At 61.2% G+C, this 24367-nt stretch carries 32 protein-coding genes and 1 tRNA gene; 11 read left to right on the top strand and 22 right to left on the bottom strand.

Translation table 11 applies throughout. The features are described 5' to 3' along the window. Positions 1–117 precede the first annotated feature (117 nt). The 4 genes from AC1Q6Z_RS20740 to AC1Q6Z_RS20755 all read left to right on the top strand — a co-directional run bounded on the left by AC1Q6Z_RS20740 (position 118) and on the right by AC1Q6Z_RS20755 (position 3952). The gene (locus AC1Q6Z_RS20740; protein ID WP_435267265.1) at positions 118–867 is read left to right on the top strand and encodes a phosphoadenylyl-sulfate reductase; all 750 of its coding nucleotides are present in this window, start codon (positions 118–120) and stop codon (positions 865–867) included. Between the two features lie 47 nt (positions 868–914). Beyond that, the gene (gene cysD / locus AC1Q6Z_RS20745; RefSeq protein WP_435267266.1) at positions 915–1868 is read left to right on the top strand and encodes a sulfate adenylyltransferase subunit CysD; all 954 of its coding nucleotides are present in this window, start codon (positions 915–917) and stop codon (positions 1866–1868) included. Position 1869: 1 nt separating this feature from the next. Further along, on the top strand, positions 1870–3369 hold the full coding sequence (gene cysN, locus AC1Q6Z_RS20750; RefSeq protein WP_435267267.1) for a sulfate adenylyltransferase subunit CysN: 1500 nt from the start codon (positions 1870–1872) through the stop codon (positions 3367–3369). Between the two features lie 202 nt (positions 3370–3571). Beyond that, a complete protein-coding gene (locus tag AC1Q6Z_RS20755; RefSeq protein ID WP_492649098.1) occupies positions 3572–3952 on the top strand; it encodes a hypothetical protein in 381 nt (126 codons plus the stop codon). Between the two features lie 174 nt (positions 3953–4126). Here AC1Q6Z_RS20755 and AC1Q6Z_RS20760 read toward each other — a convergent pair whose 3' ends face one another. The 3 genes from AC1Q6Z_RS20760 to AC1Q6Z_RS20770 all read right to left on the bottom strand — a co-directional run bounded on the left by AC1Q6Z_RS20760 (position 4127) and on the right by AC1Q6Z_RS20770 (position 7905). After that, positions 4127–5443: an HlyD family type I secretion periplasmic adaptor subunit gene (locus AC1Q6Z_RS20760; protein ID WP_256118671.1), complete on the bottom strand. Its 1317-nt coding sequence runs from the start codon at positions 5441–5443 to the stop codon at positions 4127–4129. Positions 5444–5456: 13 nt separating this feature from the next. Beyond that, entirely contained in the window at positions 5457–7187 is a 1731-nt protein-coding gene (locus tag AC1Q6Z_RS20765; protein ID WP_256118747.1) for a type I secretion system permease/ATPase, read from the bottom strand. Positions 7188–7392: 205 nt separating this feature from the next. Continuing rightward, complete coding sequence (locus AC1Q6Z_RS20770; protein ID WP_492649099.1) at positions 7393–7905, bottom strand: MgtC/SapB family protein; 513 nt, start codon at positions 7903–7905, stop codon at positions 7393–7395. A gap of 160 nt (positions 7906–8065) precedes the next feature. On the opposite strand from AC1Q6Z_RS20770, the gene AC1Q6Z_RS20775 reads away from it, so the two are divergent. Further along, positions 8066–8142 (top strand) — tRNA-Pro (locus tag AC1Q6Z_RS20775). Positions 8143–8226: 84 nt separating this feature from the next. Here the strand turns inward: AC1Q6Z_RS20775 and AC1Q6Z_RS20780 are convergent. From AC1Q6Z_RS20780 to AC1Q6Z_RS20795, 4 genes are all read right to left on the bottom strand, one after another. Beyond that, positions 8227–9336 (bottom strand): integrase, encoded by a 1110-nt coding sequence (locus AC1Q6Z_RS20780; protein ID WP_492649100.1) that lies wholly within the window; start codon positions 9334–9336, stop codon positions 8227–8229. Between the two features lie 199 nt (positions 9337–9535). Beyond that, on the bottom strand, positions 9536–10033 hold the full coding sequence (locus AC1Q6Z_RS20785) for a hypothetical protein (protein WP_492649101.1): 498 nt from the start codon (positions 10031–10033) through the stop codon (positions 9536–9538). A gap of 11 nt (positions 10034–10044) precedes the next feature. Then, positions 10045–10608: a hypothetical protein gene (locus AC1Q6Z_RS20790; RefSeq protein WP_492649102.1), complete on the bottom strand. Its 564-nt coding sequence runs from the start codon at positions 10606–10608 to the stop codon at positions 10045–10047. A gap of 58 nt (positions 10609–10666) precedes the next feature. Further along, complete coding sequence (locus tag AC1Q6Z_RS20795) at positions 10667–10978, bottom strand: hypothetical protein (protein ID WP_435267273.1); 312 nt, start codon at positions 10976–10978, stop codon at positions 10667–10669. Positions 10979–11163: 185 nt separating this feature from the next. On the opposite strand from AC1Q6Z_RS20795, the gene AC1Q6Z_RS20800 reads away from it, so the two are divergent. The 3 genes from AC1Q6Z_RS20800 to AC1Q6Z_RS20810 all read left to right on the top strand — a co-directional run bounded on the left by AC1Q6Z_RS20800 (position 11164) and on the right by AC1Q6Z_RS20810 (position 12476). After that, positions 11164–11799, top strand: coding sequence for a hypothetical protein (locus AC1Q6Z_RS20800; RefSeq protein ID WP_492649103.1), 636 nt, complete (start codon positions 11164–11166; stop codon positions 11797–11799). A 208-nt stretch (positions 11800–12007) separates the two neighbouring features. After that, positions 12008–12262: a hypothetical protein gene (locus tag AC1Q6Z_RS20805; protein WP_492649104.1), complete on the top strand. Its 255-nt coding sequence runs from the start codon at positions 12008–12010 to the stop codon at positions 12260–12262. Continuing rightward, on the top strand, positions 12252–12476 hold the full coding sequence (locus tag AC1Q6Z_RS20810; RefSeq protein ID WP_492649105.1) for a hypothetical protein: 225 nt from the start codon (positions 12252–12254) through the stop codon (positions 12474–12476). The genes AC1Q6Z_RS20805 and AC1Q6Z_RS20810 overlap by 11 nt, the downstream gene beginning before the upstream one ends. A gap of 46 nt (positions 12477–12522) precedes the next feature. On the opposite strand, the gene AC1Q6Z_RS20815 is transcribed toward AC1Q6Z_RS20810, so the two are convergent. Both AC1Q6Z_RS20815 and AC1Q6Z_RS20820 read right to left on the bottom strand, forming a co-directional pair. Continuing rightward, entirely contained in the window at positions 12523–12909 is a 387-nt protein-coding gene (locus AC1Q6Z_RS20815; RefSeq protein WP_492649106.1) for a hypothetical protein, read from the bottom strand. Between the two features lie 478 nt (positions 12910–13387). Then, the gene (locus AC1Q6Z_RS20820; RefSeq protein ID WP_492649107.1) at positions 13388–13666 is read right to left on the bottom strand and encodes an HNH endonuclease; all 279 of its coding nucleotides are present in this window, start codon (positions 13664–13666) and stop codon (positions 13388–13390) included. Between the two features lie 307 nt (positions 13667–13973). Between AC1Q6Z_RS20820 and AC1Q6Z_RS20825 the strand changes: the two genes are divergently transcribed. Continuing rightward, complete coding sequence (locus AC1Q6Z_RS20825) at positions 13974–14237, top strand: helix-turn-helix domain-containing protein (RefSeq protein ID WP_492649108.1); 264 nt, start codon at positions 13974–13976, stop codon at positions 14235–14237. 124 nt (positions 14238–14361) lie between these two features. On the opposite strand, the gene AC1Q6Z_RS20830 is transcribed toward AC1Q6Z_RS20825, so the two are convergent. Beyond that, positions 14362–14862 carry a hypothetical protein gene (locus AC1Q6Z_RS20830; protein WP_492649109.1) on the bottom strand — a complete coding sequence of 167 codons (501 nt, stop codon included), beginning with the start codon at positions 14860–14862 and terminating at the stop codon, positions 14362–14364. 552 nt (positions 14863–15414) lie between these two features. Between AC1Q6Z_RS20830 and AC1Q6Z_RS20835 the strand changes: the two genes are divergently transcribed. After that, the gene (locus AC1Q6Z_RS20835; RefSeq protein WP_492649110.1) at positions 15415–15855 is read left to right on the top strand and encodes a hypothetical protein; all 441 of its coding nucleotides are present in this window, start codon (positions 15415–15417) and stop codon (positions 15853–15855) included. Positions 15856–15952: 97 nt separating this feature from the next. Here AC1Q6Z_RS20835 and AC1Q6Z_RS20840 read toward each other — a convergent pair whose 3' ends face one another. The 8 genes from AC1Q6Z_RS20840 to AC1Q6Z_RS20875 form a co-directional block, all read right to left on the bottom strand. Further along, entirely contained in the window at positions 15953–16162 is a 210-nt protein-coding gene (locus tag AC1Q6Z_RS20840; protein WP_492649111.1) for a hypothetical protein, read from the bottom strand. A gap of 132 nt (positions 16163–16294) precedes the next feature. After that, positions 16295–16645, bottom strand: coding sequence for a hypothetical protein (locus AC1Q6Z_RS20845; RefSeq protein WP_492649112.1), 351 nt, complete (start codon positions 16643–16645; stop codon positions 16295–16297). Then, positions 16642–17055: a hypothetical protein gene (locus AC1Q6Z_RS20850; RefSeq protein ID WP_492649113.1), complete on the bottom strand. Its 414-nt coding sequence runs from the start codon at positions 17053–17055 to the stop codon at positions 16642–16644. The genes AC1Q6Z_RS20845 and AC1Q6Z_RS20850 overlap by 4 nt, the downstream gene beginning before the upstream one ends. After that, on the bottom strand, positions 17052–17243 hold the full coding sequence (locus tag AC1Q6Z_RS20855) for a hypothetical protein (protein ID WP_492649114.1): 192 nt from the start codon (positions 17241–17243) through the stop codon (positions 17052–17054). The genes AC1Q6Z_RS20850 and AC1Q6Z_RS20855 overlap by 4 nt, the downstream gene beginning before the upstream one ends. Beyond that, a complete protein-coding gene (locus AC1Q6Z_RS20860) occupies positions 17240–17983 on the bottom strand; it encodes a glycoside hydrolase family 19 protein (RefSeq protein ID WP_492649115.1) in 744 nt (247 codons plus the stop codon). Before AC1Q6Z_RS20860 ends, AC1Q6Z_RS20855 begins: the two co-directional genes overlap by 4 nt. Positions 17984–18451: 468 nt before the next feature. Further along, positions 18452–19600, bottom strand: coding sequence for a phage late control D family protein (locus AC1Q6Z_RS20865; RefSeq protein WP_492649116.1), 1149 nt, complete (start codon positions 19598–19600; stop codon positions 18452–18454). A 3-nt stretch (positions 19601–19603) separates the two neighbouring features. Next, positions 19604–20029: a hypothetical protein gene (locus tag AC1Q6Z_RS20870; RefSeq protein WP_492649117.1), complete on the bottom strand. Its 426-nt coding sequence runs from the start codon at positions 20027–20029 to the stop codon at positions 19604–19606. A 4-nt stretch (positions 20030–20033) separates the two neighbouring features. Further along, entirely contained in the window at positions 20034–20246 is a 213-nt protein-coding gene (locus tag AC1Q6Z_RS20875; protein WP_492649118.1) for a tail protein X, read from the bottom strand. A gap of 57 nt (positions 20247–20303) precedes the next feature. Here AC1Q6Z_RS20875 and AC1Q6Z_RS20880 point away from each other — a divergent pair, with 57 nt between their 5' ends. Further along, positions 20304–20561 carry a hypothetical protein gene (locus AC1Q6Z_RS20880; protein WP_492649119.1) on the top strand — a complete coding sequence of 86 codons (258 nt, stop codon included), beginning with the start codon at positions 20304–20306 and terminating at the stop codon, positions 20559–20561. Positions 20562–20620: 59 nt separating this feature from the next. Here AC1Q6Z_RS20880 and AC1Q6Z_RS20885 read toward each other — a convergent pair whose 3' ends face one another. From AC1Q6Z_RS20885 to AC1Q6Z_RS20900, 4 genes are all read right to left on the bottom strand, one after another. Continuing rightward, positions 20621–21070, bottom strand: coding sequence for a phage tail protein (locus AC1Q6Z_RS20885; protein ID WP_492649120.1), 450 nt, complete (start codon positions 21068–21070; stop codon positions 20621–20623). Between the two features lie 80 nt (positions 21071–21150). Continuing rightward, a complete protein-coding gene (locus tag AC1Q6Z_RS20890; RefSeq protein ID WP_492649121.1) occupies positions 21151–23346 on the bottom strand; it encodes a phage tail tape measure protein in 2196 nt (731 codons plus the stop codon). A gap of 139 nt (positions 23347–23485) precedes the next feature. Beyond that, positions 23486–23764, bottom strand: a complete 279-nt coding sequence (locus AC1Q6Z_RS20895) for a phage tail assembly protein (RefSeq protein WP_492649122.1) — start codon at positions 23762–23764, stop codon at positions 23486–23488. Positions 23765–23840: 76 nt separating this feature from the next. Further along, positions 23841–24353 carry a phage major tail tube protein gene (locus tag AC1Q6Z_RS20900; protein WP_492649123.1) on the bottom strand — a complete coding sequence of 171 codons (513 nt, stop codon included), beginning with the start codon at positions 24351–24353 and terminating at the stop codon, positions 23841–23843. Between the last annotated feature and the right edge of the window lie 14 nt (positions 24354–24367).

The raw sequence follows: 24367 nt of genomic DNA on the forward strand, positions 1-24367 counted from the left end.
CGGCGTGAGTTGGAGAGATATTTGCTCCCGCGCCGACATTTCAGAAATCGGTTTTGCTGTCTTGAAGGGGGCAAGGCTGCGATAATCCCCTCAATTCTCGTAAAGGCATGGAATGGAATGACTGCTCTCACCGGAAACGGGACCGCGCAGGCCCTCAATGACAAACTCGCCGAACTCGACCTCGCCGGGCGCATCGCGCTCGTGGCGGAGTTGGGCGGCCGTGCCGTCTTCACCACCAGCCTCGGCATCGAAGACCAGGTCATCACCGCGGCGATCGGCATCGATCGCCTGCCCGTGGACGTGGTCACACTGGAGACCGGCCGGCTCTTCAAGGAGACCGTCGATCTGATCGACGAGACCGAGGAGCAATATGGCATCACCATCGCGCGCTATCGCCCGGTGCAGGACGATATCGACGCTTACGCCAGGCAATATGGCCTCAACGGCTTCTACGAAAGCGTCGAAGCCCGCCACGCCTGTTGTGGCGTGCGCAAGCTGAAGCCGCTTGCGCGCGCGCTCGAAGGGGCATCCTTCTGGATCACCGGCCTTCGCCGCGGCCAGTCCGGCAACCGTGCCGACACGCCGTTCGCGGAGTTCGATGCCGAGCGCAACCTCATCAAGATCAACCCGCTGGCCGACTGGGACATGACGCGCATCAACGCCTATGTCGCCGACAACGCCGTGCCGGTGAACCCGATGCACAAGCGCGGTTATCCGTCTATCGGCTGCGAGCCCTGTACGCGCGCCATCAAGCCGGGCGAGCCCGAGCGGGCCGGCCGCTGGTGGTGGGAAAACGACGAGAAGCGCGAATGCGGCCTGCACGTGCCGGAATCGGCGATCCCATCCCTCGAGTCGAGCGCCCTTTGACAATCCTTCGCCTCGACCAGGCGCATCAATCCGGAGACTACCCTTTCATGTCCGATACCCGTCACGAAGCGGAAGCGAAGCAGAATGCAACGTCGAAGCCGCCGCTCGATCCGCATCTGAAGGCACTGGAAAACGAAGCGATCCACATCTTCCGCGAAGTCGCCGCCGAGTTCGAGCGTCCGGTGATGCTCTATTCGATCGGCAAGGATTCCTCCGTTCTCCTGCATCTTGCGCGCAAGGCCTTCTATCCCGGCCGCGTGCCCTTCCCGCTCCTGCACGTCAACACGGGCTGGAAGTTTGCGGAAATGATCGCGTTTCGCGACAAGGTCGTCGCCGATTACGATCTCGACCTGATCGAGCACATCAATCCGCGCGGTGCGGCGGAGAACGTCACGCCCTTCACGCATGGTTCGGCGCTCTACACCGACATCATGAAGACCGAGGCGCTGCGCCACGCGCTCGACGCCGGCAAGTTCGATGCGGCCTTCGGCGGCGCGCGCCGTGACGAGGAAGCCTCGCGCGCCAAGGAGCGCATCTACTCCTTCCGCACGCCGGACCACCGCTGGGACCCGCGCAACCAGCGCCCGGAACTGTGGAACATCTACAACGGCATGATCCGCAACGGCGAAAGCGTGCGCGCCTTCCCGCTCTCCAACTGGACCGAGGTCGATATCTGGCGCTACATCCAGGCGGAAGAGATCCCGATCGTGCCGCTCTATTTCGCGGAAAAGCGCCCCTTCGTCGAACGCGACGGCATGATGATCCTCGCCGAGGACCCGCGCCTCGAACTGCTGCCCGGCGAAGTCAAGCAGGAAGGCGTCATCCGCTTCCGCACGCTCGGCTGCTTCCCGCTGACGGGCGCCATCCGCTCGCAGGCCACCACGCTCGACGACATCATCGCCGAGCTGGAGACCGCCACGGTCTCCGAACGCCAGGGCCGCGCGATCGACCGCGACCAGTCCGGCTCCATGGAAAAGAAGAAACGTGAAGGGTACTTCTGAGATGACCGCATCCGCCACCGCAACCGCCGAGGTTTTCACCGTGGACGAATCGGTTCTCGAAACGGCCAGCGATCAAGCGCGCGCGATCCGCGATTCCCGCCCGCTTCGCCTCATCACCTGCGGCTCGGTCGATGACGGCAAGTCGACGCTGATCGGCCGCCTGCTCTGGGACACCAAGGCCGTCAAGGAAGACCAGGCCGCGACCCTGCACCGTGACAGCGGCAAGCAGAACGATCTCGGCCTGCCCGATTTCGCGCTGCTGCTCGACGGTCTCCAGGCTGAGCGCGAACAGGGCATCACCATCGACGTCGCCTATCGCTATTTCGCGACGGACCGCCGCTCGTTCATCGTCGCCGATACGCCCGGCCACGAACAATATACCCGCAACATGGCGACCGGCGCCTCGACGGCCGACCTTGCCGTGCTGCTGATCGATGCGCGTGCCGGCATTCTCGAACAGACCCGCCGCCACGCCACGATCGCGTCGCTGATGGGCATTCGCCAGTTCGTGCTCGCCGTCAACAAGATCGACCTGACGAGCTACGACCGCGCCGGCTTCGAGCAGATCGTGCACGACTTCAAGGAGTTCGCGCTGACGCTGGGCGTCAAGCAGATCACCGCCATCCCGATGTCGGCGCTGAAGGGCGAGAACGTCGTCTATGACGGCGGCGCCAACATGCCCTGGTACGAAGGCCCGACGCTGGTCGAGACGCTGGAAAAGGCCACCACCCGCTCCAACCAGACGGTCGGCTTCCGCCTGCCGGTGCAGCGTGTCTCCCGCCCCGGCGAAAGTTTCCGCGGCTATCAGGGCACGGTTGCCGGCGGTTCGGTGAAGCCGGGTGATTCCGTCGTCATCCTGCCGTCCGGCATGGTGGCGAACGTCACCAAGATCGTCACCTTCGACCTCGTGCGCAACGCCGCCGTCGCCGGTGATGCGATCACGCTGGTGCTCGACCGCCAGGTGGACGTGTCGCGCGGCGACATGATCGTCGCCATAGACAGCCAGCCGATGACCGGCCGCGGCTTCGACGCGCAGCTCGTCGCGCTCCAGCCGGAAGGCATCGAGCCCGGCAAGCGCTACTGGCTGAAGAGCGGCTCGCGCCGCCAGCGCGTCAGCATCGAGCCGGTGAGCCAGCTCGACCTCAAGACCTCGAAGTGGCATTCGGCCGAAAAGCTCGGCATGAACGGCATCGGCAAGGTGCATCTTGTGTTCGACGAGCAGGCGATCTTCGACACCTACGAGCAGAACCGCACGACCGGCGCCTTCATCCTGATCGACCCGGACACCAACAACACGGTGGCTGGCGGCATGATTACCGGCCGCCGCTCGGAAATCGGCGGCATCCACAAGGACGACCAGCGCGTGCTGCTGTCGCTGCCCGCCGACCTCGCCGAAAAGATCATGGCCACCGAACTCTTCGCCAACCGCCGCCAGGACGTGGACGTGCGCCACACCAGTGCCGGCAGGGCCGCGGAAATTCTGGCCGATCTGGACGAATAGAATTGACCGAAATGAGGGGTGCCGCTTCTGAGCGGCATCCCGTCTTTATTACGAATTGACAGGCACTGTGCCGCCCCTTATCGCCAATTGCAGGGGGGACGCGGCGATGAGAAAAATTAGGGTGGCGCTCGCGGCAATTGGGCTTTGCACTTGCGAAGCCGGTTTGGCCTTGGCGGCGGAATTCGACCACAACGGATCCCGCATGGAAATCGATTACGAGCGCGGCGCGATCACCTACAGGGTGGTGAAACCCAACCTGCGCGGCTTCGTTCAGCCGGGCTTCGTGGCATTTACCGGAAAGATTGAGAAGGGTGGTGCCGTAACCGGCACCGCATATACTTTTCGAAAGAATTGCGAGCCCGCGCCTTATCCGGTCACAGGCCGATACGAAGCATCGTTGCCAGGTTATGTCATAACCGGCGCCGCCCCCGTTCGGGAGAAAGGCAGTTGCCGTGTATCAGGGTATTCCGTCGATAGCGGCAATGCCCGCCTTGAATTTATCGACCTTTCCCCAAATGAAAACGGCAGCGCTGCAAGCACTGCCGTTTCACCAGATTCGTATAGTCCCGCTCCCGGCCGCTAGCCGCGTTTTCCGCTCAGAAGAAGAAGTACCAGAGCAGGAGAACGACGAAGAGCGGCACACCCATCAACCAGAGGATCAAAGCCCGAGCCATTGTGGTTTCCTTTCCAACATTGCGTTGATCGGGAAATGCCCGGGCGGCGAAATTGTTCCATCAGCGAATGGTAATGCGAGACCTCAGCGCTCGCGGAACGCCTTGGCAAAATAGTCGGCGAGCGGCTTTACCAGATATTCGAGCGGCGAACGTTCGGTGGTCTGGATAAAGGTTTCGACCGGCATGCCGGGCATGACGTGCTTGTCGCCGAGCTTCAGCATTTCGCCGACATCCGGCTTGATCTCCGCCTTGTAATAGGTCGCGCCCGTGCGCTGGTCGGCGAGCACGTCGGCGGCGACCTTCGTCACATGGCCGAAGATTTCCGGCGTCGAGCGGTGGTCGAAGGCGGCAAAGCGGATATGCGCCATCTGGCCGACATGGACCTGGTCGATCTGGGTGGGCGAAATCTGCGTGGAGATGACGAGATCATGCTCCTGCGGGATGATGTAGAGCAGCGGATCGGCCGGGCGGATAACGGAGCGCAGCGCATGCACCTGCATGCCGAGCACGATGCCCGACATCGGCGCGGTGATGTCCATGCGGCTCAGCGTCTCCAGCTTGGCATTGCGGTTTTCCCGGAGTTCGGCGACCTTCGCCTCGATCTCGCGCAGCGTCGTCGTTGCCTCCTCGCGCACCGTCGAGTGGATGTTGAGGATGGCGATCTCGATTTCGGCGACGCGGCCGGTGTTTTCCGCGATGTTGGCGCGCGCCTGGCTGATCGTGCCGAGGATTTCCGCCTCCTCGCGCTGAAGGGCGAGCACGCGGCTGGCATTGGTGAGCGACTGGGCGAGCAGCTTGTTCTGGGCGTCCAGTTCCTTGCCGATCAGGCCCTGCTGGGTTTGCAGCGCCTTGATGCGGCTTTCCAGGCCCTCGTTCTGCTTGCCGATCTGCGCCTTCTTTTCCTGAAGCTGGCCGGCCTGCTTGCCGCGCGTTTCGGCGCGCGCTTCCATCAGCCGCTTCTGGCCGGCGACGATTTCGGCGACGTCGGGATCGCTTGCGGCGACCTTCAGCAGTTCCGGATCGAAGGTGATCTCGGTCTTCTCGTCCTGCTCCGCCTGAAGCCGCGCGGCGGTGCCGAGCAGGCTGAAGAGCTGGCCCTCGATGACGGCGAGCTCGGAGCGGTCGAATGTATCGTCGAGGCGCATCATCACGTCGCCCGCCTTGACCGTGTCGCCTTCCTTGACGCGGATCTCGCCGACAACGCCGCCCGTCAGGTGCTGCACGATCTGGCGGTTGCTGGCGACCTCGATGATGCCGCTGGCAACGACCGCACCGTTGATGCGCGTCAGCGCCGCCCAGGCGCCCATGCCGCCGAGCAGCACGAAGACCGTCGCATAACCGGCGATCGCATAGCCGCTGCTGGCCCACTTGCGGTCCCTGGGTGCCGTTTCCTTTTTCATTGGCCGATACCCCTTATTTGTTGCTGCCGCCGGTGCCGGCGACGACCTGCGTGTGGTTGCGCAGATGCGCGCGCAGCACGTCGTCGCGCGGGCCGAAGGCAAGGCGCTGGCCGTTTTCCATGATCAGGATCAGTTCGCATTCCTCGATCGCCGCCGGGCGGTGCGCCATGATGACGATGGACTTGCCGTCCGCCTTCATGTTGCGGATGGCGAGGTTGAGCGCCATCGAGCCCTCGGCATCGAGGTTGGAGTTCGGCTCGTCAAGCACCAGCAGCACCGGATCGCCATAGAGCGCGCGCGCCAAGCCGACGCGCTGCTTCTGGCCGCCGGAAAGCCGGCCGCCCATGGCCGGCAGCTTCGTGTCGTAGCCATCCGGCAGGCGCAGGATCATGTCATGCGCGCCGGCCTTCTTGGCCGCCTCCACCACCATCATCGGATCGGGATCGAGCGCCATGCGGGCGATGTTTTCCGCCACCGTGCCTTCGAACAGCACGACATCCTGCGGCAGGTAGCCGACATGGTCGGCAAGGCCGTCCGTGCCGTATTGTTCGAGCGAGGCGCCATCGAGGCGCACCTTGCCGGCGGCGGGCGGCCAGATGCCGGTGAGCACGCGCGCCAGCGTCGACTTGCCCGATGCGCTCTGGCCGATGACGCCGAGCGCCTGGCCGGGCCTGAGTTCGAAATTCAGCATGCGCAGCGTCGCGACCTGCTCGCCCGGCGGCACGACCGTCACCTGCTCCACCTCCAGCAGGGCGCGGGGCTTCGGCAGCGCGGTGCGAGCGGTCTCCTCCGGCACGCGGCCGAGCAGCTCGGAGAGCTGCTTCCAGCCCTGCATGGCGCGCTGGATGAGCGACCATTGGCCGATGGCGCCTTCGATGGGTGCCAATGCGCGGCCGATGATGATGGAGCTCGCGATCATCGCGCCGGCGGTGATCTCGTTCTTCAGCACCAGATAGGCGCCGAGCGCCAGGATCGCTGATTGCAGGAAGACGCGGAAGGTCTTCGAGGAGATCGAATAGAAACCGTTGCTGTCGGAATAGTGGATGTTGGCTTCGAGCGCCCTGTCGCGCAGGAGCTGCCAGCGGCCGGCGACGGCGCGGCGCATGCCGAGCGCGCGCACGGTGTCGCTTTCCTTCTGCAGGGTCTGGGTCATCTCGTCGCTGAGCCGGCCGGCGATCATCGCCTTTTCCTGGTCGTCCTTCGTGCCGTTCTGGTTGAGCCAGGTGAGCGCCACGAGGATGAGGCCGCCGGCAACGCCGAGCATGCCCATCCAGGGATGGAAGGTGAAGATGATGAACAGGAAGAACGGCGTCCACGGAATATCGAAGACCGTGAAGAGCGCCGGCGAGGACAGCACCTTCTGGATCGCGTCGAGATCGCGCATGCCGGTGACGGTGGAAACGCCCTGGGCGTGCAGGTTGGTGCGGTCGAGCACGGCGTTGAAGACGCGCTTGTCGAAGCGGGCCTGGAAGCGGGCGCCGATGCGCGCCGCGACGCGGCTGCGGATATGGTCCAGCACGCCCATGACCATATAGAGGCCGATGATCAGCCCCGTCAGCGCCACCAGCGTCGCCTCCGAACGGGAGGAGAGGACCCGGTCGTAGATCTGCAGCATGAACAGCGGGCCGGTGAGCACGAGCAGGTTCACGAAGAAGCTGAAGAAGCCGATGGCGAGGAAGCCCGCGGCGCTCGATTTCAGCACGGCTCTGAGTTCTTCCACACCGGCTTTGCCCGATGGACGCATCACATTGTCTCTTTAAAGATCGACGCCGGAGGTTCGGCCGATCCCGGCCGTTGTCCGAGCGGCGAAGGGCCACTCGACCGCCCTGCCGCGAGCGGCCGGATGCGGGGGTGCTCGCAAAACGCGAGCCACCTCAATGGAAGACGGTATAGGGCGCGATTTATTCGTAAATCAACAGAATTCCGACGAACCGCCTGAAAACAAGAGTTCAACTGTCATCTTTATCGTGCCGGCCAGCCCGTTTTGTCCCGCCATCCGTCTTGATTTCAAGCTTGCCGATGATGAAAAGCACGACGAAGCAGGCAACCGTCGCGAAGACGGCAATGAACCAATAGCCGAGGCCCACGCACAGCCCGACGGCGCCCGCAAGCCACATCCCTGCCCCGGTCGTCAGGCCTTTTACCTCACCCCGCGAGAAGACGATCATGCCGGCTGCGAGGAAGGCAACGCCGGCGGTGACCGCCTCGATGACGCGCAGGGGATCGATCTGCACCTGCTCGTCGGCAAAGCCCACCATATGCACGCTCTCGATGGAAAGAATGGCGAAGACGCAGGCCGACAGCGCCACCAGAATATGGGTGCGCAGCCCCGCCGGATGCTCCCGGTACTCCCGCTCCGCACCGATCACCCCGCTCAGCACGATGGCCCCCACCATGCGGGCCAGGATGACCGGATAGGGCAATCGCGTCGGCGGAAAGAAGTCGGCGAGGATCTGTTCCATGGCTCGCCAAACGCAACAGCCGCATTTCGGTTCCGCCGACGCTGAGCCGACAAAGAAAAATTTCCCGGCCAGCCGGGGTTTTGCCCAAGCTCTCGAATTTTTTTGACATTTTGCGCTTGTCGAAACGAAAAGCCTGATCTATAGGAAGCGCCGCTGGTCACGGAGTGTAGCGCAGTCTGGTAGCGCACCACGTTCGGGACGTGGGGGTCGAGTGTTCGAATCACTCCACTCCGACCAGCGGAAAAGCCTCAATTTTCCGGGCTTTGACACTTTCCCGAAAAGCCTCGTAAAAATCACGGCAATGAATACGGCAACGAATGGCTACTTCATTCGCCCTGCCCTCCCTGTTGTAAATGCCTCCCCGACACCAGCCTGATGATCTGGATGGTGATGGCCATAGGTTTTCTCCAGCGTCTCCAGGGTCATCCCCAGATAGCCGGATGCCTCCCATTTGTCGGTAGCTGCCTGCATGAGCCATGTCGCTGCGGTGTGCCGCAAGGTGTGACGGACCACTCCCTCGGCGCCCTCACCCAACACGTCGTCGACCAAGTTGCGGAAGGCACGCTTGGGGTCCGCGGGCTTGCCGTTGTACTCGACGACATACCTTGCCCCCTTAGCATGCCACCGCCTCATATGGGCGAGCAGACGGGCAGGAAGACGGATCGGCGGTGCCCGCTTGTTGGAAGCTACCATCTCGCCCTCCCAGGCCCTGTAGAAGACGCCGGCCTCCAGATCGATGTAAGGCCGGCCCTCTTCCTTCACGAATGATGCCTGCCAGATGCGTGCCGAGCGGCTGCCAGTGTAAACTGCCGCAAGAGCGAATCGCGCGATATGGACGGTTGGCTTCCGCTTGTTGTCGACGCCACGAAACTTTCCGCGTTTGCGATAGGCGGCCCAGATCAGTCTCGCGAGTGTCGACCGATCGAGGTGCTTCACCCTCCCCTTGGCCTTGGGTGGAAGGGTGACGGTTACAGACTGGCGGGTGACGTTGTCGGCAATGGCCTGGCGGCAAGCAGCGCGAAGATCCTCAAGCTCACGGCGGGAGCCGTTCTGATTTCCTCGTCGCCTCACATATTCGGCGCAGGTGCCGCTTGTGATGTCGTCCAGCGTTTTGTCGCCCCAGAACGCCATAAGGTTCTCAGCGCGCGCAGCTAGCTCTCTGGGTCGGGTCGCCGTGTCCTTCTTCAGTGACAGGTAGTGGGCAAGCACCTCGGCGATAGCTACATCAGCAGCCGCCCGATGCCTCTTCGGCGCCTGCGCGAGGAACTGCTTACCGATGTGCTCGGCTAACGCCCTCTCAGCTCCTGCATGATCATGCTGACCGCAGCCTGTGCGGAACTGCTTGCCCCCGTCGAGGATGACCCAGACGGCGTCCCGGTCCTTGTCGGCCGGTCGGAGCCACAGTCTTGCTGGTTTGCGGGCACGCGACATTTTTCCTTCATCTCCTCTATCAAGCGCAGCGTCGTGAAATCCTTGCCGGCGATCCTCATAAGCACGAGTCGGCCGTGGGCGGCCTCCTTTCGGAGACCGCTCACCGTCATTCCACCGTGCGGGAACGCGACCGGGAGGATGTCGGCCAGCCTGAGAGGGGCGTCAGGCTGGATGTTGTCGTTAACCGGGATCGGGAGCATCAGGCAGGAACGGCCACGGCGGAACCGTTGCTCACCTCGATGGCGAACTTCAGTTTCCGGAGATTGCTGATGGCCATGCGCCAATCTGAAAGCGACAACGACACATCGATGAGGTCATTATCGCCGACGTCATCGGGGCGGGTGCCTCCGATGCGCGCTTCGGCTTCGACGCCCGCTGTAACGCCGGTCTGCAGCGTATCGGCGAACCAGTCCAACCATTGTGGAGCTGCTGTAAGAGTGGGCTTGCACATTTCGAGCAGGACGCCATTGTCGCCGAGCGCCGCCTTGTCTACCTCAAGCTTCGCCGCACGCTCTGCGATGACACCTTCGGCGGCCGCGATGCCAGCCGCGACTTCCGCTTTATTGAGGTGTCCGAACTTCTCCATTGCCATTTTGCCGACAAGGACATCCGGAATACCGGAAGTGTCGGACGTCATGAAGTGCACGAAATCCTGCACGTTGGCGCTCGACGCCGGGTCATGATTTTCAACTGTCATGTATTCTCCTCTCAGTGCATCAGACCAGACGACGGTGCGGTGGCCGAGCGCATCATCTGCGCAACCACCTGCCGCTGGCGGATATCTCGCTGCTCGGCCGCGCGCTTCTCTGCGCCTTTGGCCCGCCGCTTCTCTTGCGCGGCTTCAGCCTTCTGGCGCTTGTGGCGCTCGTGGAGCCGGTGCAGTTCGAGGACGGCCTTATCGTTAAAGACCTCCTGAAGCGCCGCCGCGCCGCTCCGTTCGGCCCAAGACGGCGGTTCGACCTCGCTGTCTTCCGTCCAGCCGCTGTCATCGGCATACTGGTAGTGCTCGTTTTCGCGGAAGACGTCAGGCCCGTGGTAGAAGTCGCGATTTTCCTTTAGGACGTGCGGCATTTGCTGGACCCAGATGCCGACGCAGATCACGGCGAGTTCGCTCATATCTGGCACCATCGTCACGATATGGGCGGACAGCCGGCGGGCGGCGTCGCGCTCGTCTGCCGATCGTTTTTCACCCCATTTGCGATGCGGGTCACCGTCCATTGCGGTCAGGCCGAGGATCATTGCGGTTGCGAGTTCGGTATTCGATAAGGTCATGTTCTCTCCTTCATGATAAATGGCCGACGGAAGACCGACGACGCTAGGTTCATCCGGTTCAGGCGTCAGCCCGCGGTTGCGCTTGGCTTGCAATTTCCGTGGTCAAAGTTCGGCTGATGCGCCGGAGTCCGTCGATGAGAAACGCGAGTTCTCGGTTGGTGAACTCCAGCTCGACCGTCTCGCCTCCGACAGGATTGAAGTCGTAGTATCCGTCCCGTTTCTGAGAGACGAGATCTGCAGCGCGGGAAAGCCAGTAGCTCGACTTGATCAGATATTCCTGGTCGCTGACGCCGGAATGCTTGTCTAAGATCACGATTGGTTCAACCATTGCGAAGGGTGTTTCGGCGTTCATCATGCTGATTGTGGTCATGTTCTCTCCTCTTGCTGGTGACGCGCCCGCCGCCCTGTTCCGATGCGTATCGACATATTTAGTATCGATTAAATCGAAAGTCAAGCTATCGATTCTAAAAATATCGATAGCACTACTATCGAAACATTGACGCGCGTTCGTGAGGTCGGTATACGGAGGGGACACACCCCACCGGAGATTAAGGTTTGGCGAAACCAGGTGAACTAGCGGAACTGATTGCCCGGCTCTTTAGGCTGGAGGAGGCAACCGTTCGTCAGCAGGCTCGTGAACTTCGTGACCACGGGCTAATGAGCAAAGAGAAAGCTGGACGCGGAGCGGGTTCAATGTCCGCGCGAGATGCGGCGCACCTTCTGATAGCGGCAGCGATGACCACCTCGGTTAAGAGGAGCGTCGAATGCGTCTATCACTACCAATCCTGCCGCATAACCAATTGGCGCAATAGCGGAACGAAATGGAATATAGCGTTCCTACCATCGGCGGAATTGAGTGGCCTTGCAGAAGATCACAGCTTTGTTGACCTGATTGAAGCAGTAATAGTTTCGTTCGCCACGGGCCAATGGTCCACGGAATATGATTCCTTTGAAAAGTCGCGACGCAATGTCGGGAAACTAGTCATGAATTTTGGTCTTAGCGGGCCTGTTGTTTCAGCATCATCAACTATAATTAGAGTAGACGATTTTGATAAAAGAATTCCAGGGAAAAGGCCGGACGGGGATTCGCACCAATACGGAGACCCCGCAGAAGAAAGGATCGACTATAGTTTCTCCGCTAATTTCAGCCACGAAACGTTGATCGAGGTAGCCTGCCTGCTTCGCACTTAGCATCTACTCGATTGGCCGATCGGGTCAGGTCCGCTTCACCCCCGGCAGGCCGACAACATTCCCCTGAACTCTCCGCTCGGCTTCCGCCGACTCCTCCTCCTGGATCTCACGCTCGGCCTGAAGCCAGTAGCCGAGCGTTCCGGAGCGGCCACCTCAAAGAGATCGTAATCCTGGGGCGGCATCGCAACCCCTTGGAATGGCCCACACGTTGGAAATGGACAGCGACGGCACATGGATGCGCATTCTGCGCCTCCGCGCCAAGCTGTTCGGCATTACGGAACGCCCTCCGAAGGCGACCGATACCGACGCCCTCATAGCCTCCATCTTCCCCGAGGGTGCCGCCGCCAGAAACACGAACGTTGCCTCTCACGGCCAACAGTCAAACCCGGTTGTCTCTCAAAAATTGGGAAATCTGCAAATCAACGACGCCCCAAACACGAAAGGGAACGTCGATGAAGCTTGATGAACGAGCCCTGGACGCCGCTGCACGGGTGCATGACCATTGGGGGCGCGAAGGCTCCATCGGAGCGCTAAATGCGGCGAGGAACACCAGGGAGATCGTGCGCGCCTATCTCCGGGCCATCGTCGAGCGCGCCCGTCGAGCCCCGCTGATCCTGCTGGACGGACCGGCGAAAGATGCGGCTGAGGCGATCAAGGAGGCTGCGGGGCATCTGTAGAGAAACCGCCCGCCTTGGTCAGGCGAGCGGCTCGATTAGATGAGCGTCAGTTCGCGGTCTTGCCGGCCGCAGATGCTGCGGCATCTGCCTCGCCACGACGTTTGTTCGCCGCCTCTATATCAGCGAGCGAGGGCCTGCGCACAGACAGCATGGTTGCAGCTGACTGTACTTCATCCTTGTCCTTTTGTGTTTTGCCGGTAAGGGATTCCTGCCCGATCCAAAGACCGAGATCGTCTGCATCAGAGTAGACATCCGCCAACTCGCGACGCGCTGCTCGTCGCCTGGAAAGCGACTCTTTCGTGGATGTCGTCTCTTCCGTGAGAACGGCTGCCGCCTCCGCCCTTCGCTTTAGCAAGTCCTGCCGGTTATTGCCTTCATACAGGGAAGGCGCGTTTTCACGGGAAGGGATACGTTCAAGAATTATCTTGGTCATGTCATTCTCCTCATTGCTCGCTGCCAAGCAGGCGCGCGAAGTTGCTGATCCGTGGCTCGACATGAGCGCACGGTTTTCCGATGCTTGCCGCAGCAAGCGATACGTTGCGTTGAGAAGTCTCGCTTTATGGGCTGGCTCCGAAGAGCTGCGAGTCGAGACATGGCCCCTAGAGGGCGATTGGCATTTGAGCCGGCTGAACCATAGCGCAACGCACGCGATCCGGTCAAGCCTGAGTTGTGACCGCTCACCCTAATCCCAAGGTGAGCGGTCAATAGTCGCCAAGCGCGCCGCACGTGCAGGGGCGGAGGTGTCGCGCTCTAGGCTCTGGTAAATTCCATGCACGGGCAGATCTGCGTAGAGGAAACATGACCCACCCGCCCCTCCTGGTTCGGAGGATCGCTGCACGGATACCAACCCGGCGCGAGCATTCGGATAAAAGACCGCGCGACAAAGCCCCCTCGGGCGCGCAGCGGCAAACTCAGAATTCGTTTCGGATCCAGCTGGCATAGGTCAGCCAGTCGATCACCCCGCGCCCGTCATTGCACTGCTTGCAGGCCAGGGCGAGGTTGTCGATGTTGTTGCGGCCGCCGTCAGCGCGGCGGCGCAGATGTTCGATGGTGGCGGCATCATGCCGGTTGGGCTGCGGCGCGTAGCTAAGCCGCAAGAACTTGCGGCAGTAGCAGCATCTCCCCTCTTGGAGGACGAACAGCAGGGCGGCGAGCGCGCGTTTTTGTGGACCTCGCAGGGAGCGGCTCAAGGAAGTCCCCCATCAATGTGCGGATGGGCCGACCGGCGGTATCGCCGGTCAGTGCAATTTCATAGAGTTCACGGCCCATGGCCGATCTTAATCTCTTCAGGATGATCCCGAGCCGGTCGTGGCACCGGACGAGTTGGCCGACCACAAAGCGGAACGTGGCCGTGTAGATTCGTCTTAATCTGGGGGTCTTCGACATTGCTGGTTGTCTCCTTCTGTTGCTTTCGTCGCACTGTGTTTGTACAGTGTCACTATAAAGACACTGTTTTTGGACTGTGTCAACACGCATTGTTACAGGACACTAAAAATAATGCACGCGACGACCATGAAGATGGCACGGGCCGGTCTCGGCTGGGGAGTTCGAGAACTCGCAGAGAGGGCCGGCGTGACCGCAAATACGATCACACGCATCGAAAACGGCGCCGATGCCAAAAAATCAACGATGGACGCGATTCAGACGGCACTTGAGCGAGGCGCTCCCGATGTAGACGGTCGATGGCGCTATGCCGAGTTCATCTCACAAGACGGCGTGAGGATCGTCCAGGGAGGCGTGGCGCCGCCCGACGAGGATTAGCTGATGGCCCTTGCCATAAGCTCGATTACTTTCAATCGGAACAATTTGTTCCGATTGATTTATATGCGCATAGACAAAGGGTGTCCTTAAAACTAAGGACACCCCACCCATCTGGTGATCAGCGTTACTTCTGGCCGGCCATGCACTTCACAAGTGCTGCGCCAGCTTTGGTTGATCCGCGCGCGGTCAGCAGGAATGGCCGATCGCTCATGCCGTCCTTGATGGCAATCTGCTTCTGAGCAGCGGCGAACGCCTCGACGAAGCTTTGCGAGTTCTCCTTCGTCAGCATCGTCTCGGCGGCGGCTACGTTGTCCCCGACGGCGCCGACCCTGCCCTCCTGGCCCAACACCTTCTTGCCGTCAATGGCGAACTCCATCATGGGCTTGAACTCGCTCAGACCGGCCTCCATCGCGAAACCTGGCACGGCGCGGATCATCAGGCCAGGCTGAGCCGTGTCGCAGATGATGACGACGCCCGATCGTACCGAATTCGAATAATCGACAGTGGTCCTGTTTCCACCAGAGAACGGATCGTCTTCGCTCTCCGCGCTCCAGTTATCGAAGCCGGCAAACGCCGGTCCGGAGACCGCCACAAGAGCCGCACAAACACTTACAAGAAGTCGCATCTCATACCCCCAAGTCCTTGCAACCGTGGGTCATATTGCCCGAACGGCGGGACAATGCAACGGGGTAGGCCATCATGTGGGGTATGCGCAATTTTTCGCATACCCTTTTTTGCGCTCCCGCCTCACCAACGCGTTCTGCGTTGGTCACTGCCCGCCAGATCCCCAGATCTAACGACGCGAACCTTCCGCCCTTGCCGGGGCGGTGGGTTGCGTTTGAATGCAAATCATTGGATGATAATCGCGGAGCCTGAGAACTCCCGATGACAGCCCTTGCCGGGGCTCGGTCATCAGTCCTGCGATAGGCGTGCGCCTCGGCTTGCCGGCCGGGTTACGCTGAAATTGACGAGATCACACCGTGATCGCGACCGGCTACATATTGCCGGGAGTGCCGCGGTCGTCAAGTGAAAACTTGGCCTTGCATAAGTCCGAAAGGATGAAGGCTTCGGCGCACGTCTCGCAGGCGTGTTCTCAGACTCCCGGCGCCAGCCTGCTGCTGGTTTTGGCGGTAATCCGCCCGGCCCTGAGAAGCCGTTGATCCTGCGAGCAACCTTGATGCACACAAGTCTTTACCAGATCGAGAACCCGCCGCCCTCATCCAGATACGAGGAGGCGGCCGACACGGAGATTCCGAGAATGGCGGCCCTCGCCACCCGGCTCGACGCGAGTATGCGCGATCTCCAGCCGATGCCTGACGAGGCCATGGACGGCATGAACGATGCCCATACAGCCGTCGTGGAGGCGCTCGCCGCGGCCCCGGTCACCAAGTCCTCCGAACTCGCCGCCAAGCTCCGTGTGCTCGCTTATCTCGTCGAGGGCGACGAGGGCGGCGTGCTGAACCTTGAGACGGTTATGCTGCAGGCAGTGCTTCACGACCTTGGCGCCTTCCGGATCCGCGAGGCCATTGCCTGCGGGTTCGGCGTTGTGGAGACGATCTACGGACAACTGCTTCATCTGCGCGCCGACGAGTATGCGCCGATCGAGGTGGCTGCCTAGCTTCGCCGGTGCTGGTGCTCGCAAGCGCCGGCAGAGAGGCCGTCCGGCTCCCCCGAGTCGGGCGGCTTTGACCTTGCACCGAATACCCCTTCGATCGCTACGCCCAACGCTCCACAGAACCCAGCAGTTTGTTGATCATCGACTGCATATATCGCTCCGCGTCAGTCGTCGCCACTGAGGGATAGTGATCCACCAATTCCGCCTGGATATCGCTTTTTGATAGCACACCCTTCTTGATTAGTGCCCGTCCTATGGCAGTCACAAGGAACGGCATTGAAAGATCGTCGATTTGCTCTGGGCTGACCAAGTTTGTAACTCCTCAGTTGGGTTATAGATCGACTATCGCCGCCATTTAGGATTGTGTCGAGAGCACCTTCGCCCCAAACGCAAAAACGCCCCTGCCCAGCTAAGGGCAGAGGCGTCTATCGTCTTGTGCGGGTCAGGCGCGCGCAGGGCGGCGAGCGGGTGGGTTCTCATACATTCTGTCGAGCCGTTCGTTCAATCCGTCGATTCGATTGCCGACACCCTCAATAGCTCGCATGATCTGCCCTGTCTGCTCCTGCATGCCCTGTTTGGTGGCAAAGACCTCAGAACAATGAAGCCGGTGGTCGGCGAGCTCCTGCCGCGTTAGAGCGGCAAGGGCGTTCGCTGCTGATGCAACTGCAGAGGCTTCGGCTTTCGCCTTGTCGACCTTCCCCTCGATCCTCCACCAGATACCCCAGAGGGTGCCGGATACGAGGATGAAGAATCCGATACCGCCGACGAGTTGCGCCCAAAGTTCAGGTGTCATTTACGGCCCCCTATCGCCTTCGCGATCAGTTGGGCACCGGCAACACCACCACCCACGTAGAAAATGTTCGCGAACACGATGTCCGCATATTCTTTAAGCTGCGGCGGCAACGCCGCAACGTTGGGCAAGGAGCCGTCGAACAGCGAGTCCGTCATCCCCCAACCGAACCACGCCGCTGTCGGCACGGCCGCAATCAGCCAGGGAATCCAGAAGGCCTTGTGCTGCATGCCCTCGCGCACGACTGCTGCGCTATCGGCCTGAGCCGCCATCTGAGCTTCGATCGCCTTGATGGAGACTTCGGCCTTGATGCGGTCAGCGTCGTTGTCCGCCCGGAGTTTCGCTTCCCATGCCCTGGAAAGAGCGGAGGCAAGATCGCCCCCGACCAGTTTGAGAACCCATTGCAGGATCACGTCGCCCAGCCGAGCTTCTTGGCCGCCGCGTAGGCCATCTCGACGCCAAGACCGACGCCCGTACCGACCAGGACGAGGAGATCAGGATCCGCCCCGATCTGGCCGGCGATGTCCGCGTCGAGCAGACCGGCCGTCACGAGGGCGGCCGCGGCGTACCGGAGAAGGATGCGTGCGATTACAGAGGTCATTTCTTGCCCCCCTTGATGAACGCGACGAGGATGGCGATCAGCGCCGACCAGCCGGAAGCGGCAGGTGCGGGGGCCGGAGTGGGAACCGGAATCGGGATCGGCGTCGGAGCGACAGGAACCACGACCGGCACGCCCGCCGCCTTGACCGCAGCGAGGAACTTCGCGTGATAGCCCGCGATGGTCTCAGCCTTGTCCAGCACATTCACGGTGCGTCGCGCGCCGATGACGTCGCCCTTGTCGAGATAGAAGCGAAGCCCCTTCCCTGCGCCGTTCCAGCGGCCATCGAGCAGCCCCTTGATGAGGACGCGCGCCGAGACGATGGGATCGAGCATCTTGTCTGGGTCTTTGACGAGATCGACGCCGGCATCCTTGCTCGACTTCTCGTAGTTCTCCAGCCAGGTGAGTTGGACCTGCCCGCGCCCATAGTAGACGTGGTTGTACGGTCCTGCCGGCTTCGAGTATTTCGCCACGGCGCTCTTCGGCCCGCGCTTGACGGCGAGCTTGTTGACTGCGGCCCGTGCGCCAGCGTCGGTAGAGGCAAAGCCCTCACGCACCGGAACCATTCGCGTGCCGGTCTCGTGGTAGGCCGTCGCGAGCGCATAGGCCAGCGTGTCAGGCTTGGCGTCGCCATGGGTGGCGAACGCGTCGAGGATGCCCTCGATGCCATTCACCTGAGTCTGCGACACGCCGCCCTTGAACAGCGACGTGCGCAGCGAAGCGTAAAGCTTGCTACGGTCCATGATGGATTCCTTTTCAGAGATTTTGGACGCGGGCGCCTTTGTCCGTGTCGGTCGCGCAACGCTAGACAACCGTACGTCGCAGTGCGAGGATGCGGCACTTTAAAGGGAGAGCACGATGATTGAGCACGGAGCGCACACGTACCACGATAGGTACAAGCTCGATCAGAGTGGGAGCCATGCTGTCATCGTCCGGCTGGAGCCTGCAACGTCTGGGATAACCATGCGGGGCACGCTTCCGACCGGGGAAGCGTCCGAGATTAAGATTGGTGGCAGCAGCCCGCAGGCTCTGTTTCTGCCGTTTTCGGGGGCGGAAATAACAGTGCAGCGATGGCCGGATCTAAAGGAATACAGCATCCAACAAGTTCAACGATCGATTGCCCTGGTTCCAATTCGATAGGAAACGACGGATCATCAGGGTTGCATTTCACCCAGAAATCGGCGTCAAGCGGTTCTTGCATTTCTTACCCCTCAATTCTCGTCCGTGCGCCCATACCGACGCGTGTTCGTCCATTCGGTAGGCGTTGCCGGCGTGCCGTCAGGCGCGTTGTCCGCGACCTTGTCTTCGGTGGCGGCGGTCGTCCCACCCTCTCCGTCCGACCCACCGCTTTTCGAGCCCCCCGACTTGCCGTCATAGAGCTTCGCGCTGATGGCCGTGCGATAGCCCTCGCCCTTGGAGTAGGAGTGCGTCGCCGTGTCGATGATGTAGGGAACGCCGTCCAGGCCGGGCCGCACGCCCTCGAAGAGCAGCGGTGCCCCCGCTACTATTGCTGTATCTCCGACGACGGTAACGGATGCCGCACCCTCGCCGCGCTTCAGTTCCTTCGCCTTGGACTGGGCGGCCTTGTCGGCTTCCGCCGCGTCGGCGTAGGGCTCAGCGATGCGATAAACGCTATCGCCATCAGCATCGCTGTCCGCCTCGACCTCGACGCGCTTCGCCTGGTCCTTGTCCTGGTAGTAGGAGACGACCTTCTGATATTTCGTCCGGTCGTTCGCCTCGAAGGTGCAGGTGCCCTGGATTATCCTCGGCGGAGAGACGACGACCGAGCCCATGAACGAGCCGGAGGCGGCGTTGCCGGAGCCACGCTTTGAGAAGACGAGCTTGCCGTCCTTGACCTTAAACAGGCCATTATGGCGCTCGGCCAGGCGACGCAGGACATGGATTGGCGTCTCGTCCTGCTGGCCAAACCACTCATATTCGTGCTCACCGATCTCGCTGTCGACTGAGGCGGAAAGGCCCATGTCTCCGGCGAGATCGGACACGATGTCCTTGACCTTTTTGTTGTCCCAGTGCCGCTCTTTTCGCTCCTTCGCCTTGGAGTCCCGCATGTCGCGGGCCTTGCCGGAGATTGAAAGCGAATAAGGCAGGCACTTGCCGCTTACCTTGTCGACGACATAGGTGCCCAGACTGCGGGCGGCGCCGTAGCCGATCCGGATGTCGACGATGGCGCCCTTGCGCGGGATGGCGAGGAAGCCGCGTTCCGGGCCATCATCGAGTTCCATCTGGAACGTGTCGGACGCGAGGCCCTCCTTGTCCGTTACGGAAATCGTCTTCAATCGCTCGTAGAAGCCGCCGGCAACAGGGTTGCCGTCGACCGTGATTTCGACTTTGGGGTTCATGTGCTAGCCGAGCTGAGAGAGGAACTGACGTCCGTGGACAATGACACCATCACTCACGACGCCTTGGGAGGTGGTATAGTTGCCGTAGAACTTGAGGATGCCCAATGATCTGCCGAAGGCGTCGACATCGCACCGCTCGCACCGAGTAACGACAAACGGCTCAAAGACGTAGTGGCGCTCAGCCGGCACTACGAGCCTGCGGCCTTCGGTGTCATTGCTTTGCACCTCGCGGGCATGCACCTCGTTAATCCGCGAAAGCTGGCCGTTGATGAAATCAAGATCGGTCGCGACATGCCCACCAGCCAGGGTGAAGAGCGAGCAGATCAGCGCGCAAATGTTGTCGTACCGATTTTTTGCAAGGATATCGGCGACATCCTTGCGCTGATCGTTGGTCATCGCCTCAATGGCGGCTTTGTCTTCGTCGGTCATGATTTTAATCCCACAAACTGACGAGCCTCGAGGCCGTCGTCTTCTTGGCGATGTCGGGCAGCAGAATCGAAGTGCCCATCGGGAGAACGGGGCCGATAGCTGCTAGCCCCGGATTGGCGGACAGCACAGTCTCCGTGACTTCCGCCGTTCGCCCGTAGTGCGCGCTGCACACAAGGTCGACCGTCTGGCCCTGCTTTGTGACGTATGTCGTTGGCATTTGACTCCCCGCGCGCCGCGGCCGAGAAGTAGCGGCAGGCGCAATTGGAGGTGGAGTATGACCCTGAAGATCCCGCATGACTTCGTGGCCGCGCTAGGCGTGGCTCTCGGGTACAAGGCTGTGGCGGATGAACTGCTTCGGCGCCTAATTGCCGCATCTCCCGATTCGGTGGACCTGGGCGAGTTGCGAGCGACGATTGAGCGCGAGTTCAAGTCAATGCCAGTTGAGGGTCTTTCTTATGAAAGAGACCACATGGCCATAAAGGCGGGCGTGGATGCGATCATCGACTACTTTGAGACCGCAGCCGGAGCGTGATGCCCCGTGGTCGATCGCGACATATCCATGCTTTATCGTTACCAGTGTTGGCATGGCACCTACCTGAAGAGATCAATGAAAGGCTTGAAGATCGAGCCGATGCCGCCCGCGCCGCCGGAATAGCGCTTCAGCGTGATGGAGTAGGAATTCTTCCGCGGAGCACCGCGATGATCGATGAAGCCGCGCTCCTCCGAGACGCCCTGGATCGTGAATAGCCCGTGGATCACGCCCGCCGACTCGCTGCCGGAAACGAGCATGAGCGGCACGCCGGCGTTAGCCGCCGCAATGATCCCATCCAGCGAGTCCTGCCCGCCGAACTCCTCGTTGAACAGCACGCCGCTGATCGTCACCTCTTCCGAGGTCGGGCCGGTCCATTGCTGCTGGTTTAGCGTCTGCGCAACGGCGATGTCAGCCCATGGCGTTTGCACGCGGCGCTGAAGGCCGTTGAAGCCAAAGCCGATCGCCTCGAAGGCGAACGACCCCAGCATCATTGGGGTTGGTCCAGACATGGGGGCTCCTGCCGCTTTTGCAAAACGGATGCGGCCCGCCGACACGGGTCGGCAGGCTCAATTGGTGGAGAAGCGGAGGATCAGTCAGCATCAGCGGCTTCCACGGCGGCCTTGACCCTTTGGCCAAGTTGCGACGCTGCTGCGTCGACAGCCTCTTGTGGCGACGAGATGTTGCTGATCGTCACCGGCGCGTGAACTGTCACGTTCGGCCGCTCCTTGTTGGTGACGCGGACATCCTGAATGCCGCGCGGCTGCATCATCTGGTTGATGGTAGCCGAGTCCAGCGTGACGGGTTTGCCTTCCGTGGGACCGGCGCCAAGACCTGCGCGATGGCGCCCTCCCTCGAATGCAACACCCTGCCAAAGCGCTCGCTCCCGATCTAGGGACGGCAGAAGGTTCGGGTTGCCCTTCGTCGCCGATTCCATGGTGGCGTGCGGTACTGCGTCCAGGGCGCGAAAAGTTGTCTCCGCCACCATAGACGGCGTGCCAAGAATTTTGGCTGCACCTCTGCCGAGCCAGCCCATCCCGGCGCCGAACTTGCCGGTGTATTTCCCGAGTTGCTCGAACATCGTGAGACTGTTCGACTTGCGACCGGTGTCGACAAGGTTCTTGATGCCCTCTCCAGAAAGCCAACGAGCCAGCCACTGGCCGCCTTTCTTGGCGGCTGCGCCAGCCACGCTGGCGCCTTTCCCCTTGCCTGCCGATGCTGCTGTCACGGCCGCACCGCCGCCGACGCCAAGCGCGGCAGCAACTGCGCCGATCCCCTTGAGTGCACCGATAATGGTAGACGCTCCGGAGAGCAGCATCATGGCGCCGGCAAGTTTCCGGATAGCTCCGGCAACGAGAGCGAAGCCGATACTCCACTTCAAAACTTCCCAATAATAAGGGCTCAAATCCTCAAGAAATTTGACGATCGGATTATTGCGGACATCCTCCCCGAATTTGCGGATCGACTCGCCGTAGCCCTGGAACTCGCCGAATAACTTCCGGTATTTGTCCGCGGCAGCAGATGCGTTTTCAGCACCGAAAATTAGATCGCGCAGCCCCTTTGCCGCGTCAGTGCCGCCTCCAAGGCCAAGGCCAGAGAATAGGCCATCTGCGCGTGATTTGATCTCATCAAAGACGCCGAAACGGGAATCGAGAGTGTTGAGAACATGGGAGAGATCCTCCGCCATGTCGCCGACTGGCCCGAGGAGTTTTCCACCGATAAGTGTTCCCAAGTTCTCGATCGAGATGCGGAACGCCTTCACCTTCTGGTTGGCGTCTTCCATCCGCTTGGCGTAGGCATCGGCGACCGTCCCGTTCGCCCTGTTCGCCTCATTGCGGATGCGAATGTAATCGTCGAAGCCGGCGATCATCGGGCGAATGAAGTCGAGCGTCTGCTTGTCGCCGAAGATCTGCGTGAGCAGCTCACCCTTGCCGCCTTCCGTCTTCTTGTCCAGAAGGCGGATAAAATGTTCGATCGGGCTGACGCCCGTTTTCTTGATCTTCACCAACTCCTTGGTGACATCGACACCGAACTTCTTAAAGTTCTTGATCGTCTGAGGAGTAACGATCTTACCCATGAAGTCGGACAGGTTGTTCGATGCGGTCGACGCATCGCCTGCACCACGGCGAGCAATCTGGAGAGCGGCCGCCAAGTCGTTCACGCCCTCGACGCCGTGGATGCCCAGGGTTTGTGCGCTGGCTGTAAGCTGGGGGAAGTACTGCGCCATGTCGCGGAGCTCGAACGCACCGCTATTACCGGCATAAGCCATCCCATCGAGCATGCGGCTGATCTCAGCCGGCATGACCCCAAGGTTCTGCATGGCGCTCGACGAGGCGTTGGACAGATCGGCGATAGAGGCGCCAGTCGCCGTAGCGGCCTTGCCGATCGCCGGGATAGCGCCGCGCGCATCATTTGCCGCCGTGCCCATGGTGAGCATGGCGTCGACACCGGCCATAAGGTCGGTCGTCGACTGATTGACCGTCGGAGAAAGGTTCGTGAGTTCCTTTTGAAGGACCCCCAATTGCTCTTTCGTCAGGTTCGCCTTGATCCCCATCTCGGAGAGGGCCGCCTGCGCCTGGGATGCGGCACCATAGGTGCGCGACCAACCTTCAGTAACGCCGACATAGCCGGCGCCGAAAGCAAGAAGCTGGCTGGTGACACCTCGAAGTGGCGCCATCATGGACGTGGACTGACGCTGAAGGCTGTTAAGCGCGCCGTTGACTCGGCGCGCAGGACCACTGACGTGGTCGAGAAGCGACAGCTTCAGGACGCTCTGCAATGTTGACATCAGGCGTCTCCGTCATGCGTGCCACGCAAGATGTTGTTCACCTCGATGGCCTTGTCGAAATATGCGAGGACCTTGTCCGTCGACCACGTCTCTGTGATGTGCGGCGGTTCATGAAGTACCGCGCCAATCATGGAGATCATCAGTCGCCAGTCGGTTCCGACGGGTCGTTTCCCATGAGGTCCCCTACCTCTGCCATGATGCGCTTCAGGTCGCGCGCCTTGATCTTCTTGAAAGCAGGCAGCGGGGTCTCAGAGATTGAGGCGAGGATCGCCAGCGTCTGGTTCATGTTACCATTCACCAGGTCTGCGGCGGCGAGGTCGCCGGCCGTTGCTTCGCGAAATGTGAGGGTTTGGTAGACGGTCCCGTTGTGCTCAACGGACTGATTGAGCGTTACGGTCTTGGGGTCGAAGGAAGTCATGGAATTCTCCTCTGGGAAAAGAAAAGGCCCGCCGTGAGGCGAGCCTGATAGTGTCGGTGGTCGGTGGTGGTTGCGACTACAGAAGCATCGCGCGCTGAATGCCGGCGTACTGGGAGACGCCGCCGATCTTCACGTCGAAGTCGTCCATTTCAATGATGGGGTCGCCGTCGATCTCGAGCTTGTAGTAGTGGACCGCGACCTGATAGTCGTTTTCCGCCATGTCGCCCGGCTTCCAGCTGCCAGCGTCGCCCTGCTTGAGGAAGCCGCGGATGGTCATGACGGCCGAATGCTCGTCGCCGTCCTCGTCCACCAGCGCGCCGGTGATCATGAATGGGTTTTCAGCGCCAGGCTTAAGGCCGAACAGCTTGAGAACCTGCGGGTCCATGCCGGGCATTTTGAAGCTGAATTCCAGCTTCTCGTAGCCGAGCTTGACCTCGCGCGGCTTGATCATTCCGGAATTGCGCATCTCCTCCAGCTTTTCCTGCGGGACGGGCGGCGTAATATCGCCGATCTGGCCCAGCTTGGAATCGCGGTCAGCCCAAAGGGTGCAGTTCCTGAGAAGGAACCGCGGTAGATTGCGGGTAGCCATTTAGGGAATCCTTG

The sequence above is a fragment of the Shinella sp. GW835-FHT14H05 genome, from assembly GCF_058793575.1.

What these genes read in the sequence shown, in the direction of transcription:
- AC1Q6Z_RS20740 (WP_435267265.1), top strand. Translation starts at nt 118, where the DNA reads ATGACTGCTCTCACCGGAAACGGGACCGCGCAGGCCCTCAATGACAAA.
- cysD (WP_435267266.1), top strand. Translation starts at nt 915, where the DNA reads ATGTCCGATACCCGTCACGAAGCGGAAGCGAAGCAGAATGCAACGTCG.
- cysN (WP_435267267.1), top strand. Translation starts at nt 1,870, where the DNA reads ATGACCGCATCCGCCACCGCAACCGCCGAGGTTTTCACCGTGGACGAA.
- AC1Q6Z_RS20755 (WP_492649098.1), top strand. Translation starts at nt 3,572, where the DNA reads ATGGAAATCGATTACGAGCGCGGCGCGATCACCTACAGGGTGGTGAAA.
- AC1Q6Z_RS20760 (WP_256118671.1), bottom strand. Translation starts at nt 5,443, where the DNA reads ATGAAAAAGGAAACGGCACCCAGGGACCGCAAGTGGGCCAGCAGCGGC.
- AC1Q6Z_RS20765 (WP_256118747.1), bottom strand. Translation starts at nt 7,187, where the DNA reads ATGCGTCCATCGGGCAAAGCCGGTGTGGAAGAACTCAGAGCCGTGCTG.
- AC1Q6Z_RS20770 (WP_492649099.1), bottom strand. Translation starts at nt 7,905, where the DNA reads ATGGAACAGATCCTCGCCGACTTCTTTCCGCCGACGCGATTGCCCTAT.
- AC1Q6Z_RS20780 (WP_492649100.1), bottom strand. Translation starts at nt 9,336, where the DNA reads ATGTCGCGTGCCCGCAAACCAGCAAGACTGTGGCTCCGACCGGCCGAC.
- AC1Q6Z_RS20785 (WP_492649101.1), bottom strand. Translation starts at nt 10,033, where the DNA reads ATGACAGTTGAAAATCATGACCCGGCGTCGAGCGCCAACGTGCAGGAT.
- AC1Q6Z_RS20790 (WP_492649102.1), bottom strand. Translation starts at nt 10,608, where the DNA reads ATGACCTTATCGAATACCGAACTCGCAACCGCAATGATCCTCGGCCTG.
- AC1Q6Z_RS20795 (WP_435267273.1), bottom strand. Translation starts at nt 10,978, where the DNA reads ATGACCACAATCAGCATGATGAACGCCGAAACACCCTTCGCAATGGTT.
- AC1Q6Z_RS20810 (WP_492649105.1), top strand. Translation starts at nt 12,252, where the DNA reads ATGAAGCTTGATGAACGAGCCCTGGACGCCGCTGCACGGGTGCATGAC.
- AC1Q6Z_RS20815 (WP_492649106.1), bottom strand. Translation starts at nt 12,909, where the DNA reads ATGACCAAGATAATTCTTGAACGTATCCCTTCCCGTGAAAACGCGCCT.
- AC1Q6Z_RS20825 (WP_492649108.1), top strand. Translation starts at nt 13,974, where the DNA reads ATGCACGCGACGACCATGAAGATGGCACGGGCCGGTCTCGGCTGGGGA.
- AC1Q6Z_RS20830 (WP_492649109.1), bottom strand. Translation starts at nt 14,862, where the DNA reads ATGCGACTTCTTGTAAGTGTTTGTGCGGCTCTTGTGGCGGTCTCCGGA.
- AC1Q6Z_RS20835 (WP_492649110.1), top strand. Translation starts at nt 15,415, where the DNA reads ATGCACACAAGTCTTTACCAGATCGAGAACCCGCCGCCCTCATCCAGA.
- AC1Q6Z_RS20845 (WP_492649112.1), bottom strand. Translation starts at nt 16,645, where the DNA reads ATGACACCTGAACTTTGGGCGCAACTCGTCGGCGGTATCGGATTCTTC.
- AC1Q6Z_RS20855 (WP_492649114.1), bottom strand. Translation starts at nt 17,243, where the DNA reads ATGACCTCTGTAATCGCACGCATCCTTCTCCGGTACGCCGCGGCCGCC.
- AC1Q6Z_RS20860 (WP_492649115.1), bottom strand. Translation starts at nt 17,983, where the DNA reads ATGGACCGTAGCAAGCTTTACGCTTCGCTGCGCACGTCGCTGTTCAAG.
- AC1Q6Z_RS20865 (WP_492649116.1), bottom strand. Translation starts at nt 19,600, where the DNA reads ATGAACCCCAAAGTCGAAATCACGGTCGACGGCAACCCTGTTGCCGGC.
- AC1Q6Z_RS20870 (WP_492649117.1), bottom strand. Translation starts at nt 20,029, where the DNA reads ATGACCGACGAAGACAAAGCCGCCATTGAGGCGATGACCAACGATCAG.
- AC1Q6Z_RS20875 (WP_492649118.1), bottom strand. Translation starts at nt 20,246, where the DNA reads ATGCCAACGACATACGTCACAAAGCAGGGCCAGACGGTCGACCTTGTG.
- AC1Q6Z_RS20880 (WP_492649119.1), top strand. Translation starts at nt 20,304, where the DNA reads ATGACCCTGAAGATCCCGCATGACTTCGTGGCCGCGCTAGGCGTGGCT.
- AC1Q6Z_RS20885 (WP_492649120.1), bottom strand. Translation starts at nt 21,070, where the DNA reads ATGTCTGGACCAACCCCAATGATGCTGGGGTCGTTCGCCTTCGAGGCG.
- AC1Q6Z_RS20890 (WP_492649121.1), bottom strand. Translation starts at nt 23,346, where the DNA reads ATGTCAACATTGCAGAGCGTCCTGAAGCTGTCGCTTCTCGACCACGTC.
- AC1Q6Z_RS20895 (WP_492649122.1), bottom strand. Translation starts at nt 23,764, where the DNA reads ATGACTTCCTTCGACCCCAAGACCGTAACGCTCAATCAGTCCGTTGAG.
- AC1Q6Z_RS20900 (WP_492649123.1), bottom strand. Translation starts at nt 24,353, where the DNA reads ATGGCTACCCGCAATCTACCGCGGTTCCTTCTCAGGAACTGCACCCTT.